This window comes from [Clostridium] scindens ATCC 35704 (genome assembly GCF_004295125.1).
GTDB lineage: Bacteria > Bacillota > Clostridia > Lachnospirales > Lachnospiraceae > Clostridium_AP > Clostridium_AP scindens.
On the sequence record NZ_CP036170.1, the window covers coordinates 2,980,342 to 2,995,235 of the forward strand.

A 14,894-nucleotide genomic window follows, 5' to 3' on the forward strand; every position below is an offset into this window, starting at 1 on the left:
TCCGGCAACTACAGATCTCTAAATATCGTTGATCTATAGTTGCCGGACTACGGGCTTCCTTTAAAATTTCCTCTACGGTTCTTTCCTCATTCAGCCTATAAATCTTTTATGTCGTCGAATCGTCTTCCGTCGCTCCAAATGCGCTCCAGGTTATAAAATTCTCTGTTTTCCCTGTCAAATACATGGACGATAATATCGCCGTAATCCAGAAGCACCCAAGAGCCGCCATTTCGTCCTTCTCCCTGCTTCTGGGTAAACCCGGCCTTGTGCATCTTTTCCTCCACGTTGTCAACCAAGGCTCTTACCTGGCTGTCGCTGTTCCCATTGGATATAACACAATAATCTGCAAGTACCGAGACATGCGAGATATCAATGACACAGGTGTCTTCTCCTTTTTTATCTTCCAGCGCCCCGAACGCGACGCGTGCCATTTCCTTTGCTTGTTCCATGCTATTCCTCCTTCTGATCTAATTTGTCTTTATAATATTGATATGATTTCTCTGTCATAGGGTCAATCGGGATGTTCCTGCTGTCAAGATATACCAGCGAATCCTTTAATATACGGTACAGGCAGGCATCGATATCATGAAAAGCCAGTTTCCGTACTTCCGCCATATTTGGAAGTTCTTCCCTGCCAGGCTCGATATAATCGGCGATATAAATAATCTTCTCCAGCAGCGACATGTGCGGCCTTCCGGTAGTGTGGCTGGCAATGGCGTTCACAATCTCCTTGTCGTCTACATGGTACTTCTTTGCCGCCAGGAAAGCCCCCAGTTTCGCGTGCAGCAGGCTGGGGTTGGCCTTCTCCACTTCTGAAACGCTCAGATGGTATCTGTCGCAGAGCTTGATCTTGTTCTCGCCGGAAATACATTTGGCGCAGTCATGGAGCAGTCCTGCCATCAGCGCCTTATCAATGTCCGCATCGTAGCTCATTGCCATGGACGCGGCGGTATACATGACGCCCAGGGTATGCTCATAACGCTCTTTGTCCAGTTCCGCCATCAGCTTACGGCGTATTCTGGTTATCTTTTGATTCATATGCTGCCATTCCTCTCATACAGATGATTTCTGATAATATAGTCTTCCACGCTGGATGGAACATAGGCTGCGATCGACTTGCCTCTTTTAATCTCTCTTCTTAGCTCGCTTGACGATACGCTCATCAAAGGCGTTGCCAAAATCCAGATCCGGGCATCGTATTTTTGCGTCAGATACTGGATCTGCGCTTCCATCTCCGCCCTGGTATTGATCTCGTCACGGTAGGTGGCAAGTACAGTACAGGCTGGAAATATCCGTTCCGGATGTGCCCAAGTCTCGATGGCAAACAGCGAGTCCGCGCCGATGATAAAATAAAACTCATCCTCCGGATATATCTTATTAAAAAATTCCAACGTACTGTAGCTATAAGATACTTCCTTCCGGCATGCCTCATACAGTTCCAGCCGGAATTCTTCCTTTCCGCCGATTGCCAGTCTCACCATCTCGATCCGGTCATCTACGTCGGATTCAATTGTATTTCTGTCTTTGTGGGGAGGATGCCCATTGGGCATGAACCATATCTGATCCAGATGGAATGTTTCATATGCAGCCTGTCCCAGCATAAGATGCCCGTTATGGATCGGATCAAATGTCCCTCCCATGATTCCAATCTTCATAATTATCTGCCTCGCTCTGCCACATGAAGCCTCCGCAATGCTGAGGGATATTAAGGCAGTTGTATCTTCTTATTCTTCTCTTTTCCTTCCTTATATAAGACAATCTTCTTCCCGATCACTTGCACGACCTGGGATTTGGTGCGGTCCGCCATCATATCCGCCAGGTCCCGGGGATCATCGGCACAATTCTTCAGCACGCTGATCTTGATCAGTTCCCGTGCCTGAAGCGCCTCCGTAACCGCTTTGGTAAGTTCTGGCGTCATGCTGTTCTTCCCAATCTGGAAGATCGGGTCCATTGTCATTGCAAGGCTTTTTAGGTATGCTCTTTGCTTTGTCGTCATCGTCTGTCATTCTCCTGTTCTATTTCGCTATTTATAATAATCAAACTGCAGCCCGTACATCCGCACCGTATCGCCTTCCTGGATGCCGGCATCCTCCAGTTCGTCCAGGATTCCGGTATCCTTTAAGAACTTCTGGAAGAAGGCAAAGCCTTTCTCCGAGTCCAGGTTGGTATAGCCCAGCATCTTCTCGATCTTTGGGCCTTCTACCACATAGATATCGTCTTCTTTTTCGACGGTATATGGGAGGTTCTCGTGGATCAGTTCTTCTTCCGGGAAATATTCCGGCTCGAAGATCACTGGCGCCTGATCCAGCTCGCTCAGCCTGTCGGATACATAGTAGAGAAGTTCCTTGATTCCCGCTCCGGTAACGCCGGATATCGGGAAGACACGGATTCCCTTAGGTTCGAATTCATCTTTCAGCCTCTGGATCGGATCTTCCCCCTCCGGGTATATGACATCCACCTTGTTGGCTGCGATCACCTGCGGCCGTTTGGCGATATCCGGGTTATAGGCCTCTAATTCCGCGTTGATCTTATAGATATCATCAACCGGGTCCCTGCCTTCCGTACCAGCGGCATCTACCACATGGATCATCAATTTGGTGCGCTCAATATGGCGCAGGAATTCATGGCCCAGGCCGACTCCTTCGGATGCGCCTTCAATCAGCCCTGGGATATCCGCCATCACGAATCCCCTGCCATCAGGCAAGTCCACAACGCCAAGGTTTGGATTCAGCGTGGTAAAATGATAGTTGGCAATCTTCGGATCCGCATTGGTCACCCTGGATAGAAGCGTGGACTTTCCTACATTGGGAAATCCCACAAGGCCCACATCCGCGATCACTTTCAACTCCAGATTCACCCACAATTCCTGGGAAGGTTGTCCGGGCTGGGCATATTTGGGAATCTGCATGGTAGACGTTGCGAAATGTTGGTTTCCCAGGCCGCCTCTTCCGCCTTTTAAGATCACTTGCCGACGGTTGTCTCCGGACATATCGGCAATTACCTTGCCGGATTCCGATTCTTTGATGACGGTTCCCTCTGGCACCTTCAGCACGATATCTTCCGCATCCTTGCCGTGGCATCTGCGCTTACCGCCCTGCTCTCCATCTTTTGCGGCATATTTCTTCCTATGCCGGTAATCCTGCAGAGTATTCAGCCCCTCATCCACTTCAAAGATGACATCGCCGCCTCTTCCGCCATCGCCGCCGTCAGGCCCGCCGTTTGGCACATAGAGTTCCCGGCGGAAACTGACGTGTCCGTCACCGCCTTTTCCTGATTTTATGAATATCTTTGCTCTGTCTGCAAACATATAATGTTCCTCTTTCTTTTTTTGCTTATTTTCCCCAATATCCTGTATATTATATCATAAGGAACGGCTATTTGCCATCCCCATCCTGACCGCTAAAAAAAGAGTACTGCCTTATAACCAGAACCAGTTATCTGCAGCACTCTTCTTAGTAGACTGTTATTATTTAGCAACCGGATAGATAGAAACCTGTTTCTTATCTCTTCCTTTTCTCTCAAATCTTACAACGCCATCAACCAGCGCGAATAATGTATCGTCTCCGCCACGGCCAACATTGATTCCTGGATGGATCTTTGTTCCACGCTGTCTGTAGAGGATGTTGCCAGCTTTTACAAACTGTCCATCCGCTCTTTTAGCGCCCAGTCTCTTAGATTCAGAGTCTCTGCCGTTCTTTGTAGAACCAACACCTTTTTTATGAGCGAAAAACTGAAGGTTTAATTTCATCATGGTTGTTACACCTCCTCGAATGTTAAATCAATATATTCTGCATAGTTCTCATCATCCGCCATTTCTCTAAGACCAAGAATCATAGTCTTTAACAGCAACGCTGCCTCCTTGGAGGGCGCGCCATTCTCGTGGAAGGAAACGATCCCTTCCTCCTCGTCGGAAAGTACCGACACCTCGTCATCCGTGTATAACTCAATGGCATTCATCGTGTTAATGACCAGCACGGAAACGGCTGCACATACGATATCCTGTCCCATCTCGTCATATTCGGCATGTCCTTTGGTCTGGAAGCCTATGCATTCTTTTCTGTCATTTTCATAAATGGTTACATGAATCATGGATTGTCTCCAAATTAAGCATTGATTTTGTCAATTTTTACTGCAGTATACTGCTGTCTGTGACCATTTTTCTTATGGTATCCAGTTTTTCTCTTATACTTGTAAACAATGACTTTCTTCGCTTTTCCGTTCTCAACTACAGAAGCCTCTACTGTTGCTCCTTCAACGGTTGGATTTCCAACTTTTAATCCGTTATCGCTTACTGCAAGTACTTGGTCAAATGTATAAGTCTCTCCGGCCTCTACACCAAGTTTTTCTACTTTAATGATATCGCCTTCGGCTACTTTGTACTGTTTACCACCTGTTGCTATAATCGCGTACATATGGCACCTCCTATTATCATTACTCGCCAATTACGGTGTCCCTGTGGGAACTTTAATACCTCATTGTGCGGCATACTGGTATATGATATCACAGGAATTGGTAAAAATCAAGTATTCTTGTGAAAATTTACCTGCAAAAGTATCAAGGCCGACACCACGCAGATGATGCCTATCATATTGTACGCATCCAGCGTCTCATGATACAGCGCCACGCCAAACAAACTGGCTGCCACCACTTCGAAAGAAGAGATGATGGAGGCCTTGCTGCTCTCCATATACTTAAGCCCTATGGAATAGCTGACATAGGGAAGCGCCAGCGTCACTACGCTTCCGATGATAACCAGAGGCATCTTGGAAGAATTTTCCACGATGCGCTGCGCCATGGATGCCGGCTGGCAGATGATCAGCGTTCCGATGGAGGAAAAGATGAACGTATATACGGTTACGGTAAGAGAATCGTATTTTCCTACCAGCACTTTGCCGAAGATGCTGTATAGGGAATAGCCGAATCCGGCACAAAGGCCGATCAGCAGCGTAACCGCCCCATTGCTTCCTGCATTGGCTCCGGACAGTCCCACCACCAGCACGCATCCGGCAAAAGACAATAGAAGCGCCACAACTTTCTGAAGCGTCAGTTTTTCCTTGAAAAACAGAATCGACATGATCATGACAAAGAACGGAGCCGTATAAAGAAGGACCACTGCCACAGACAGGGACGCCCTCTGGACCGTCTCCGCATAAGCCAGGTTATTGATGAACAGGCTTCCCAGCCCTGTTCCTAAGAACCATTTCAAATCCTGCTTCTCAATCTTCAGTTTCCGATGGTCGGTAATCAGAAGAAACAATATCAAAACAGCAGCAGCCGAGCAAATGCGGACTGCTGCTGTCTGTCTCGTAGTAAATCCAATGTCTGCCACATATCTGGTAACAATTCCCATCGAACCCCATAAGACGGAGGCCATCAATACGAATAACGGGGCTATTTTCTTCATAGGCATTCCCTTTCGCTATATCGCTAATAAACTGCAGGCATTTTTGTAAAATATCTGATCCTTTTCTTCCTCCGTAAGAGGCATGCAGGACAGAAGTTCTATGAACTCTTTCTGCCCTGCCCATGGGGAGTCGGTGGCAAATAAGATCTTGTCAGCGCCATGGGCCCGTACGATTCGGACGAACTGCTCATCCGGTATCTTGCCAAGTACCACGCCTGTATCAAAGTAGACGTCTTGACCTACCAGATACTCTTCCACGTCATCCCACATCTCATTGCCCCCCAGATGCGCAAGCACCATATTCTCGGGCTCTACCTCGCGGATTAATTCCAGCGCCATCTTAGGCGTGCAGTGGACGTCTTCCGGGCACTTTGGATCCCGTCCGGCATGCACGACAGTGATCAGCCCTAGTTCTGAGGCGTAGGACACCAGCCTCTTGTAACGGATATCATTGAAATACATTTCCTGATAGTCCGGATGCAGCTTGATGCCTTTCATTCCAAGGCTCTTAATCTCCTGCAATTCTTGTTTGTAGTTTTCGCTTTTCGGATGGATACCGCCAAAAGAAATCACCGGGCCCTCAAGATAGCCAGAGGCAAACCTGTTGATGGAAGGTATCTGGGATACCTTTGTTACTGCCGGCAACGCCACAGAGATATCAACTCCCGCCCTTTCGCCGGACGCCTTCAGCCCTTCGTATGTGCCGTTTGTATATGGGGTAACTTTGCAGATCCCCTCCAGAAAATCCAAGGTCCCTTTTGCAATTTTATCCGGAAACATATGTGTATGAAAATCTATTATCATAATTATTTGTCACATTCCTTCATTTTATCAGAGTAATAGCCGATGATATCGCGCCGCGTAATAATACCGATAAAGTGTTCCTGATCATCAACCACCGGAACAAAATTCTGTTCCATCGCCTTTCCAATCAGATCCTCCATATTCGATTCAGCTGTTACGCATTGATAGTCCATCCGGCGTTCAATCTTCATAATGCTGATATCCTCCGCATCTTTTATGCTCAGAATATTCAGTTTCTTCAATGACCACAGAACATCGCCTTCTGTAATCGAGCCAACGTATTTCCCCTCCCGATTCAAGATCGGCACCGAAGAATACTTGTGGTATTCCATAATCTCCAAAGCCTGGCGCAGCGTATGGTAATCATAGATGTATGCCAGCTCGCTTTTCGGCTTCAAGAAAAATAAAATATTCATTTTAGACCTCCCCAAGACTTTATATCATTGTATTTACGAATATATCGTAGATTGCATTGACTGCGGTTTCAAAATCATGGTTCCTTACTCCGATAATGATATTAAGCTCGCTGGAGCCCTGGTCAATCATCTTGACATTGACGTTGGCATGCGCCAAAGCGGAAAAGATCCTTCCAGACGTTCCCCGGGTCGCGCGCATTCCTCTTCCCACCACGGCAATCAGAGCAAGGTCTGATTCCAGTTCCAGGAAATCCGGCTCCACAGCCCTGTGGATTCCGGCGATTACCTTCTGTTCTTTCTCCTCGAACTCATCCTGATGGACGAAGATCGTCATCGTATCGATCCCGGATGGCATATGCTCGATGGAAATGTCATTTCCATCAAAGACTTCCAGCACCTTTTTACAGAATCCCACCTCTGAGTTCATCATGGCTTTTTCCACCGTAATGGACGCAAAATCCTTCTTACCGGCAATTCCCGTAATAACAAACCGAGGCTTTCTGCAAGTTCCCTCCACGATCAAGGTTCCTTTATCCTCCGGTGAATTGGTATTGCGGATATTAATCGGAATTCCTTCTTTGCGTACCGGGAAGATGGCATCTTCATGCAGCACCGTCGCGCCCATGTAGGATAATTCCCTTAATTCCCTGTATGTAATGACGTCGATGGATTTGGGCTTTCTTACGATCCTTGGATCCGCGATCAGGAACCCTGACACATCCGTCCAGTTCTCGTACAGGTCGGCATGCACGGCTTTGGAGACAATGGATCCCGTAATGTCGGAACCCCCTCTGGAAAATGTCTTGATCTTTCCTCCTGGCATGGAACCGTAGAATCCTGGTATAACGGCCCGCTCCGTCTTCGCCAGCCTTTTGGACAATAACTTGTCTGTCTTCTCCGCGTCAAAATTGCCGGCGGCGTCAAACAGGATGACTTCTGCGGCATCGATAAATTCGTAACCCAGATAGGCTGCCATAATTATGCCATTTAAGTATTCTCCCCTGGATGCGGCATAGTCTCTTCCAATCTTCTTGCTGAAGTTCTCACGGATCGTCCGGAACTCATCATCCAGGCTAAGCGTAAGCCCCAGGCCGCTTATAATCTCTTCATACCGTTTCTTTATTGCAGCAAGCAGGCTTTCAAAATTCTCCTCGCATTCGTCCTCTTCCAGGATCGCCTGCCCATAGCAGCTGTATAGCAGATCCGTAACCTTTGTATCGTCCGGCGTCCGTTTTCCGGGTGCAGAAGGAATCACGTATTTTCTTGCCTCATCCTTCTTAATAATCTTGCCAACTTTCTTAAACTGCTCTGCACTTGCTAATGAACTTCCACCAAACTTTACAACTATCTTCATCTCTTCTTGTATTCCTCCAAACTGCTTAATCCTATGGCTTCTATAAATGACTTCTATTATATTACATCATTTTTCCATCATCTGCAATGAAATATCTTTATGAAATACAATTCCCTTAATCCCAAGCCTCTGTGCGGTTCCTACATTTTCAGGGCGGTCATCATAGAACACGGCATCTGCACCGGTTCAATCCCTCCGTATCACATCGGCGAATTCGGCATTTGCTGCCTTTTGCAAGTCAAATGGCGATAATTTCAGCTGCATGCCAAGCCGCCCTCCGCTGATATGAATCTGTTCCAGTTCCTTTGCGCTTTCCTGAATTACGGTAGGAAACTGCTTCTTCATCCCGATTGCCGTGCATCCCCCTCTGATGTAACCCGTCACTTTTGTCAGATCCTTAAGATGCAGCATCTCCAGGGATTTTTCCTTCACCGTTCTGGCTGCCTTCTTAAAGTCTATCTCCGCCTCTATGGGAATGACAAATACATAGTATCCGCCACTCTTTCCAATGGTTACCAGTGTCTTGTAAACCAGTTCATGGGGATAGCCCAGCTTGTCCGCCACCTGGACTCCGTCCGTAAATTCATCGCATTCGTAAGTCGTATACTCATAGGAAATCTTCAGCCGGTCCAAGATGCGCATGGCATTGGTCTTTACTTCCTTCTTGCTCATAATCATTCCTCCTGTCGCATGTGCATGCCGCGCAATGTTAGAATAAGCTTAACTGCTCATATGCATAAGGGTGCCTGTAGCTGTGGATGATATCTTTCATCTGGTAAAGAATATGATGCTTCTCGCATTCTTCTTTCAGGACGTTCCACAAACTCTTGGCCTTCGGGCTTCTGCATTCATAATAAGAGCCATATCTTTTCTGATACTTCTCCACATATCCCTGTCCCGGGAATAGTTCATTCAGCTTGCCGTAATACCAGTCCCGTTGGTTGCCCCGAAGCGTCACTCCGAAAGCCGGGTAGATAAACCTGGCTCCGGCATCCGCCGCCATTTGGACAATCTGACGGATATTCTCCGGGGAATCCTCCAGATAAGGAAGTACCGGCATCAGCAGTATCCCTGCATAGATTCCGGCATCCGACAGTCTCCGGATCATCCGGAAGCGTTCCGAGGATGGGCCTACGCCAGGCTCGATCTTGGCAGCAAGTTCATCGTCGCTGGTGGTTATGGTCACCTTGCACAGCACCGGGGAATGCGCCTTGATATCTGATAGAACGTCTATATCCCGCGTCAGCAGGCTGCTCTTCGTGGCGATGGCAATGCCAAATTCAAACGCATCGCACAGTTCCAAGGCATGCCGGGTAAGAAGCAGTTCCTTTTCGTAGGGATTGTAAGGATCACTCATGGCTCCCGTGGCCACGACTCCTCTCTTTACCTTGCGGCGCAGATCGTCCCGGATGATCCGAAGCGCGTCCTTCTTAGCCATGACCTTGTCAAATTCCTGGATTCCATAGCACTCGGAGCGGCTGTCGCAGTAGATGCAGCCATGGCAGCAGCCCTTATAGATATTCATATTATAATCAGCGCCAAACCATTCCCCGGGCTTTTTCATCCTCATCACGATGGTCTTGGCAGGAATATATTCGATCACAGGCTTATTTCCTTTCCCAACGATTCTAAGGATACGTAGTTGGAAGAAGTTCCATCCTCTCTGGCATATACCTCCAGGCGATGGAAATGAAGCGGCACATTCTGAGGCTCTTCTCCACAATACTTCAGAAATGCGTCCATCGCCAGATCCGGCTTTAAGTTCTGCTCGCTTCCAGTCGCAAGGAACAGATGCCATCCATCCTTGCATGCCTCCATATTATAGATCATCGGCTTGATATCCACTTCTTTCTCGCTGCGTTTTGTCTTCTTCATCACCACGATCTCAGGAAGGCCCATGAATGCTTCCGTCTTTTCGATCCAGCATTCCGGGATGTCTTCTGTTACCTCGGACGTCCTGGAAGACGCAAGCAGCGTCACCTTATAATCGGCGGCGGCAACGATCGTCATGCCGCTTGCCTTCTTCTCATCCGGAATCTCCCGGAAGCTTACGACCTCCACGCCTTCCACCATGGCCTTATTCAGCCGTTCTACTGCCTCGGCAGAGGCGATCGGAGCTTTTAATTCCACATCCATATATTCGCCGTCGCTGGTAAGTCCAACGCCCAGGGGCTGGGCAAAGGACATAATCATATGAGGGCTGTACCCTCCGCTGAGGGCGATGGGAATCTGGGCCCTTCGCATTGCCTTCTGGAAAAAACGCATCATATCCAGGTGTCCGATAAATTTCATGACTCCGTATTTCCGAAATTTAATTCTTGCTTTCAATGCAGACACCTCCTTTATACTTTGCGGCTCCGCACCCGGAACACTGCATCCTGCAGTTGGGCGTCACCTCTCCTGCCAGCGCGCGCTCCCATTCTTTGCGAAGGAAGGCCTTGGTAACCCCGATGTCAATAAAGTCCCAGGGGAATATTTCCGCCGCGTCTCTCTGCCGGCAGTTATAAAACTCAATATCAATGCCCGTGTTCTCAAAGGCTTTCATCCACTTATCATAACAAAACGTCTCGCTCCAGGCATCATACAGGCATCCCTGGCGGTAGGCCTCCTCAATGACCTGCCCGATCTTCCGGTCGCCGCGGGCCAGGACCCCTTCCAGTACCGTAGTCTCCGCGTCATGCCAATTATATTTCAAACTCTTGCGGTTGAGCTGCTCCTGGAACTCGTGCTTTACGATGGCGGCTCTGGCAATATACTCTTTATTGCTGTACATCCTTGCCCACTGGAATGGAGTAAACGGCTTGGGGATAAAAAAGGAGGTGCTTGTGGTGATCTGGCATTTTCCATTTCTTTCCTCCTTGGGGATCTCGTAATATCTCCGGGCGATCTTATCCGCCAGCCTCGGAATCTCTTTCATATCTTCTTCGGTCTCCGTAGGCAGGCCGAGCATAAAATAAAGCTTTACCTTATTCCATCCTCCTTCAAAGGCCTGTCCGGCCCCTTCCAGTATCACCTCTTCTGTCAGCCCCTTGTTGATCACGTCCCGCAGACGCTGGGAGCCTGCCTCCGGCGCAAATGTCAGGCTGCTTTTGCGGACATCCTGAACCTTGCTCATGACATCCAGAGAAAAGGCATCGATCCGAAGGGACGGCAGGGAAATATTGATTCCTTCCTCCTTAAACGCTTCAATCAGATAGGTGACCAACTCCTTTAACTGGCTGTAATCACTGGAACTCAAGGAACTTAAGGATATCTCCTCGTGGCCTGTATTCTTCAGCATCTCGTAGGCATATTCCTTCAGCACCTCTACGTCCCTCTCCCGGGTTGGGCGGTACAGCATGCCTGCCTGGCAGAAACGACAGCCGCGGATGCATCCCCGCTGGATTTCCAGTACGACCCGATCCTGCGTCGCCTTGATAAATGGAACCACCGGGGCTTTGGGATAATAGGTATTGGTCACATCCGTTACCATCTGTTTCTGAATCGTGGCTGAGGCATGGGAATTATTCGGAGTAAAGGAAGCAATCGTCCCATCCTCCTTATACGCCACGTCATAGAAGGACGGAACATAGATTCCTTCGATTTCAGCCGCTTTTTCTAAGTAGTCCTTTCTGGTACCACCATTTTTCTTGTTCTCTTTATAAGCATCCAGAAGCTGTTCATAAACCGTCTCCCCTTCTCCTATATAGAACAGGTCAAAAAATTCGGCCAGCGGTTCCGGGTTATAAGTGCATGGACCGCCTCCGATGACGATCGGGTCTGACTCATCCCGGTCCGAGGCCTTCCAGGGAATCTGGCTTAAGTCCAGGATCTGCAGAATGTTCGTATAGCACATCTCATACTGGATCGTAATGCCCAGAAAATCAAAATCCTTGATAGGATCTTGAGATTCCAGCGCAAAAAGAGGAATCTTCTGCTCCCTCATTATCGCGTCCAGATCCGTCCACGGAGAATAGACCCGCTCGCACCATACATCATCCCGCCGGTTAAACATATCATACAATATCTGGATTCCCAGATGGGACATGCCAATTTCATAGACGTCCGGAAAACACATGGCAAACCGGACGTCCACTTTCGTCTTATCCTTATATGTCGAGTTTACTTCATTGCCGATGTAGCGGGCCGGCTTTTCGATTTTTAATAATATTTCATCACTTAATGCTAATCTTCTCATGTTTTCATCCTTTATACTTTATGCATGTTACATAACGCTTTTATTATATCATCCTATGGTAGAACTTCAAGCAAATAATTTTCAATGTAAGGAAAGGAGAGCCCCACGCGGAAGGCTCTCCTTTGACAGTTTGCAGCTTTACTGAGCATTTTCAAATATGCTTCTGTCTATTGCCTTGTTCTGATGCGCCACGATCGTCGTGCACACGGCATCACCGGTAATATTGACCGCCGTCCTGGTCATATCCAGGATACGGTCAATGCCCATGATCAGCCCGATCGCCTCCACCGGAAGGCCTACGGAATTGAATACCATAGTCAGGGTTACAAGCCCTACGCTGGGAACGCCTGCGGTTCCGATGGATGCCAGCGTTGCGGTTCCGATGACCGTAATATAGTCCGTCATCGTCAGATGAATTCCGAATGCCTGGGCTGCGAACACCACCGCTACGCCCTGCATGATGGCAGTACCGTCCATGTTGATGGTCGCGCCAAGCGGGATGGTGAAAGATGAGATCTTCTTGGATACGCCCATCTTCTTCGCCAGCGTATCGATAGACAGCGGGATGGTGGCATTGGACGTGGCTGTGGAAAACGCAAATGCCATCACCGGGAAGAAATTCTTAATGAATTTGATCGGATTAAGTCCCGTGAATACTTTAAGCAGTCCCAGATATACGACAAGGCATTGGATCGCCAGAGCCAGCAGCACCCCGATCATATACTTCCCCAGTGGCAGGAACGCGCTAAAGCCGATATTGGCAAATGTCCTGGAAATCAGGCAGAATACGCCAACCGGAGCCAGACTCATGACCATCATGGTCATCTCCATCATGATATCATTGAACTGTCCGAAAAAGTTGCTGACCGTCTCAGCCCGATCGCCCAGTTTGGCCAATATCACGCCGATGATCAGCGCGAAAACGATGATCTGCAGCATGCTGCCGCTGGCCAGAGAGTTGACCGGATTGTCCGGGATGATGTTCAGCAGGGTATCGGTAAGCGATGTGGCCTCCATCTGCGCCACATCGGCAGCGTTCGTCTTGATCGCGCTCATATCAAGCCCAATGCCTGGATCGATAATATTTCCTACTGTCAGCGCTACGGTGATGGCGAGGGCTGTTGTAAAAAGATAGAAGATCAGCGTCCTCACCCCTACCGTGCCAAGTTTCTTCGTATCCCCGATGGCCATGCTTCCACACACCAGAGAACAGAATACCAGCGGCACCACCAGCATCTTCATCAGCCGGATGAACCCTTGTCCAATTACATATAGGATTCCTTCTACAATGATATCATCTCTGACATGCCCGGAAGGTACCAGATAGCATAGGATAATCCCGAATATCGCACCCGCGATTAGGGCGATGAAAATCTTTGTCGTAAGTCCAATCTTCTTTGCTTTTTCTGTCTTTCCCATCCTAGTCCTCCTCTCTTTCCTTCATATACTCTTCCAATGACCGCTTCCATTCCGGCATCTCGTACACATCGATGATCCGCAGGATGAAGTTGTCAAGCACCGCGTAGGCAGGCCTTTCGGAAGAAAGATCCGACTCGCTGGTCGGCACCGCCTTAAGGCTGCCTTCCCGGCCGGAAAATCTCAGGATTTCCTGGGCGAATTCATAGCGGCTGCACACGCCCTTGCAAGTGGCGTGGTAGGTACCATACTCATTGGTAGGGATCAGATACAGGATAATCCTTGCCAGATCCTTGGCGCTGGTCGGAGAGCCAAACTGGTCGGATGCCACTGCAAGCGTTCTTCCCTCATCCGCCGCATCAAGTACTTTCGTCACGAAATTATTCCCTCGTCCATAGACCCAGTTGCTCCTGATGATGAAATGCTTATGGGTAAACTCCTTTACATAGTTTTCCCCGGCTCTTTTAGAGCGGCCGTACACGGTCTTTGGATTGGTATCGTCAAACTCGCTGTAGGGAGTCTTGCTCAGCCCGTCAAACACGTCATCGGTAGACAACTGGACCATCTTGGCCCCTACTTTGCGCGCCACGATGCTTAAGTTGCGCGCGCCCAGCGCATTGACGCGGAAAGCCAGTTCCGGCTCCCTCTCGCATACATCCGTGTCCGTGACCGCCGCGCAGTTAATAATAACATCCGGACGGTTGATCTCGCCAAAATTCAGCACCTCGTCCGTTTCTGTTATATCCAGTTCGTCCTTATCCGTGTTGAAGACTTCCACTTCTAACGGATCCAGGACTTCATTAATTGCAGTTCCTATCTGTCCGGAGGAACCTACTATCCAAATTTTGATCATTCTAACACCCTCCTTAGCATAATAAAAGCGTTGATTAGAGTAAATCAACGCTTTTTTCTTCTCTCACGGAGACTATTATATCAATTTCTTTTTCCTGTGTCAACAAATGTTGAAATCTATAGGTTCTTCCATACTTCCGCCACATCCAGATCCGTCGTGATCTCCTGGACGATGCGGTCGCTGCTTACGCTTTTTACGGTAATCCCATTATTATCCATGGCTACAAATGCCGCAAAAAGCATAAAGCACAGGAACAGGCGCAGACCAAACGTGCCTGGCGCCATCTCATCCTCACTCCCGTACAGCCTTGCGTAGGCGAACTTGTACCTTGGATGGACTGCCGGCGGCGAATTTCTGTCGCTGTATAAGGAACGGGTCTCCTCCAGAAGCTGGCGTCTTCGTTTTTCAGAATCATTCATGCTGATCTTCCTTTCTTACTTATGAAACAATCATAGCCTAAGAAAGTATAT

At 48.5% G+C, this 14,894-nt stretch carries 19 protein-coding genes; all 19 read right to left on the reverse strand.

Going from position 1 to position 14,894, the window contains the following annotated elements:
• Positions 1 to 95: 95 nt before the first annotated feature.
• The gene (rsfS, locus tag HDCHBGLK_RS15345; protein WP_004606041.1) at positions 96 to 449 is read right to left on the reverse strand and encodes a ribosome silencing factor; all 354 of its coding nucleotides are present in this window, start codon (positions 447 to 449) and stop codon (positions 96 to 98) included.
• Position 450: 1 nt separating this feature from the next.
• The gene (yqeK, locus tag HDCHBGLK_RS15350; protein WP_004606040.1) at positions 451 to 1,038 is read right to left on the reverse strand and encodes a bis(5'-nucleosyl)-tetraphosphatase (symmetrical) YqeK; all 588 of its coding nucleotides are present in this window, start codon (positions 1,036 to 1,038) and stop codon (positions 451 to 453) included.
• Positions 1,035 to 1,655: a nicotinate-nucleotide adenylyltransferase gene (gene nadD / locus HDCHBGLK_RS15355; protein WP_004606039.1), complete on the reverse strand. Its 621-nt coding sequence runs from the start codon at positions 1,653 to 1,655 to the stop codon at positions 1,035 to 1,037. The genes yqeK and nadD overlap by 4 nt, the downstream gene beginning before the upstream one ends.
• A gap of 50 nt (positions 1,656 to 1,705) precedes the next feature.
• Positions 1,706 to 1,996 (reverse strand): ribosome assembly RNA-binding protein YhbY, encoded by a 291-nt coding sequence (gene yhbY / locus HDCHBGLK_RS15360; protein WP_004606038.1) that lies wholly within the window; start codon positions 1,994 to 1,996, stop codon positions 1,706 to 1,708.
• 27 nt (positions 1,997 to 2,023) lie between these two features.
• Positions 2,024 to 3,307 carry a GTPase ObgE gene (obgE, locus tag HDCHBGLK_RS15365; protein ID WP_004606037.1) on the reverse strand — a complete coding sequence of 428 codons (1,284 nt, stop codon included), beginning with the start codon at positions 3,305 to 3,307 and terminating at the stop codon, positions 2,024 to 2,026.
• Positions 3,308 to 3,466: 159 nt separating this feature from the next.
• On the reverse strand, positions 3,467 to 3,751 hold the full coding sequence (gene rpmA, locus HDCHBGLK_RS15370) for a 50S ribosomal protein L27 (RefSeq protein ID WP_004606036.1): 285 nt from the start codon (positions 3,749 to 3,751) through the stop codon (positions 3,467 to 3,469).
• 5 nt (positions 3,752 to 3,756) lie between these two features.
• Complete coding sequence (locus tag HDCHBGLK_RS15375) at positions 3,757 to 4,089, reverse strand: ribosomal-processing cysteine protease Prp (protein ID WP_004606035.1); 333 nt, start codon at positions 4,087 to 4,089, stop codon at positions 3,757 to 3,759.
• A 14-nt stretch (positions 4,090 to 4,103) separates the two neighbouring features.
• The gene (gene rplU, locus HDCHBGLK_RS15380; RefSeq protein WP_004606034.1) at positions 4,104 to 4,412 is read right to left on the reverse strand and encodes a 50S ribosomal protein L21; all 309 of its coding nucleotides are present in this window, start codon (positions 4,410 to 4,412) and stop codon (positions 4,104 to 4,106) included.
• Between the two features lie 107 nt (positions 4,413 to 4,519).
• The gene (locus HDCHBGLK_RS15385) at positions 4,520 to 5,404 is read right to left on the reverse strand and encodes a DMT family transporter (RefSeq protein WP_130574622.1); all 885 of its coding nucleotides are present in this window, start codon (positions 5,402 to 5,404) and stop codon (positions 4,520 to 4,522) included.
• Between the two features lie 15 nt (positions 5,405 to 5,419).
• On the reverse strand, positions 5,420 to 6,208 hold the full coding sequence (locus HDCHBGLK_RS15390; RefSeq protein ID WP_004606032.1) for an amidohydrolase family protein: 789 nt from the start codon (positions 6,206 to 6,208) through the stop codon (positions 5,420 to 5,422).
• A 2-nt stretch (positions 6,209 to 6,210) separates the two neighbouring features.
• Positions 6,211 to 6,624 (reverse strand): CBS domain-containing protein, encoded by a 414-nt coding sequence (locus HDCHBGLK_RS15395; protein WP_004606031.1) that lies wholly within the window; start codon positions 6,622 to 6,624, stop codon positions 6,211 to 6,213.
• A gap of 19 nt (positions 6,625 to 6,643) precedes the next feature.
• On the reverse strand, positions 6,644 to 7,978 hold the full coding sequence (locus HDCHBGLK_RS15400; RefSeq protein WP_004606030.1) for an aspartate kinase: 1,335 nt from the start codon (positions 7,976 to 7,978) through the stop codon (positions 6,644 to 6,646).
• Between the two features lie 186 nt (positions 7,979 to 8,164).
• Positions 8,165 to 8,650, reverse strand: a complete 486-nt coding sequence (gene ybaK, locus HDCHBGLK_RS15405) for a Cys-tRNA(Pro) deacylase (protein WP_009248510.1) — start codon at positions 8,648 to 8,650, stop codon at positions 8,165 to 8,167.
• A 37-nt stretch (positions 8,651 to 8,687) separates the two neighbouring features.
• Positions 8,688 to 9,578, reverse strand: a complete 891-nt coding sequence (locus HDCHBGLK_RS15410) for an SPL family radical SAM protein (RefSeq protein WP_334290408.1) — start codon at positions 9,576 to 9,578, stop codon at positions 8,688 to 8,690.
• Entirely contained in the window at positions 9,578 to 10,306 is a 729-nt protein-coding gene (locus HDCHBGLK_RS15415; protein WP_004606027.1) for a TIGR03936 family radical SAM-associated protein, read from the reverse strand. Before HDCHBGLK_RS15415 ends, HDCHBGLK_RS15410 begins: the two co-directional genes overlap by 1 nt.
• Positions 10,290 to 12,155 carry a TIGR03960 family B12-binding radical SAM protein gene (locus tag HDCHBGLK_RS15420; protein WP_004606026.1) on the reverse strand — a complete coding sequence of 622 codons (1,866 nt, stop codon included), beginning with the start codon at positions 12,153 to 12,155 and terminating at the stop codon, positions 10,290 to 10,292. The genes HDCHBGLK_RS15415 and HDCHBGLK_RS15420 overlap by 17 nt, the downstream gene beginning before the upstream one ends.
• 138 nt (positions 12,156 to 12,293) lie before the next feature.
• Positions 12,294 to 13,574, reverse strand: a complete 1,281-nt coding sequence (locus HDCHBGLK_RS15425; protein ID WP_004606025.1) for a dicarboxylate/amino acid:cation symporter — start codon at positions 13,572 to 13,574, stop codon at positions 12,294 to 12,296.
• Between the two features lies 1 nt (position 13,575).
• Positions 13,576 to 14,424 carry a dTDP-4-dehydrorhamnose reductase gene (rfbD, locus tag HDCHBGLK_RS15430; RefSeq protein WP_004606024.1) on the reverse strand — a complete coding sequence of 283 codons (849 nt, stop codon included), beginning with the start codon at positions 14,422 to 14,424 and terminating at the stop codon, positions 13,576 to 13,578.
• Between the two features lie 116 nt (positions 14,425 to 14,540).
• Positions 14,541 to 14,843, reverse strand: a complete 303-nt coding sequence (locus HDCHBGLK_RS15435; protein WP_004606023.1) for a hypothetical protein — start codon at positions 14,841 to 14,843, stop codon at positions 14,541 to 14,543.
• Positions 14,844 to 14,894 lie beyond the last annotated feature (51 nt).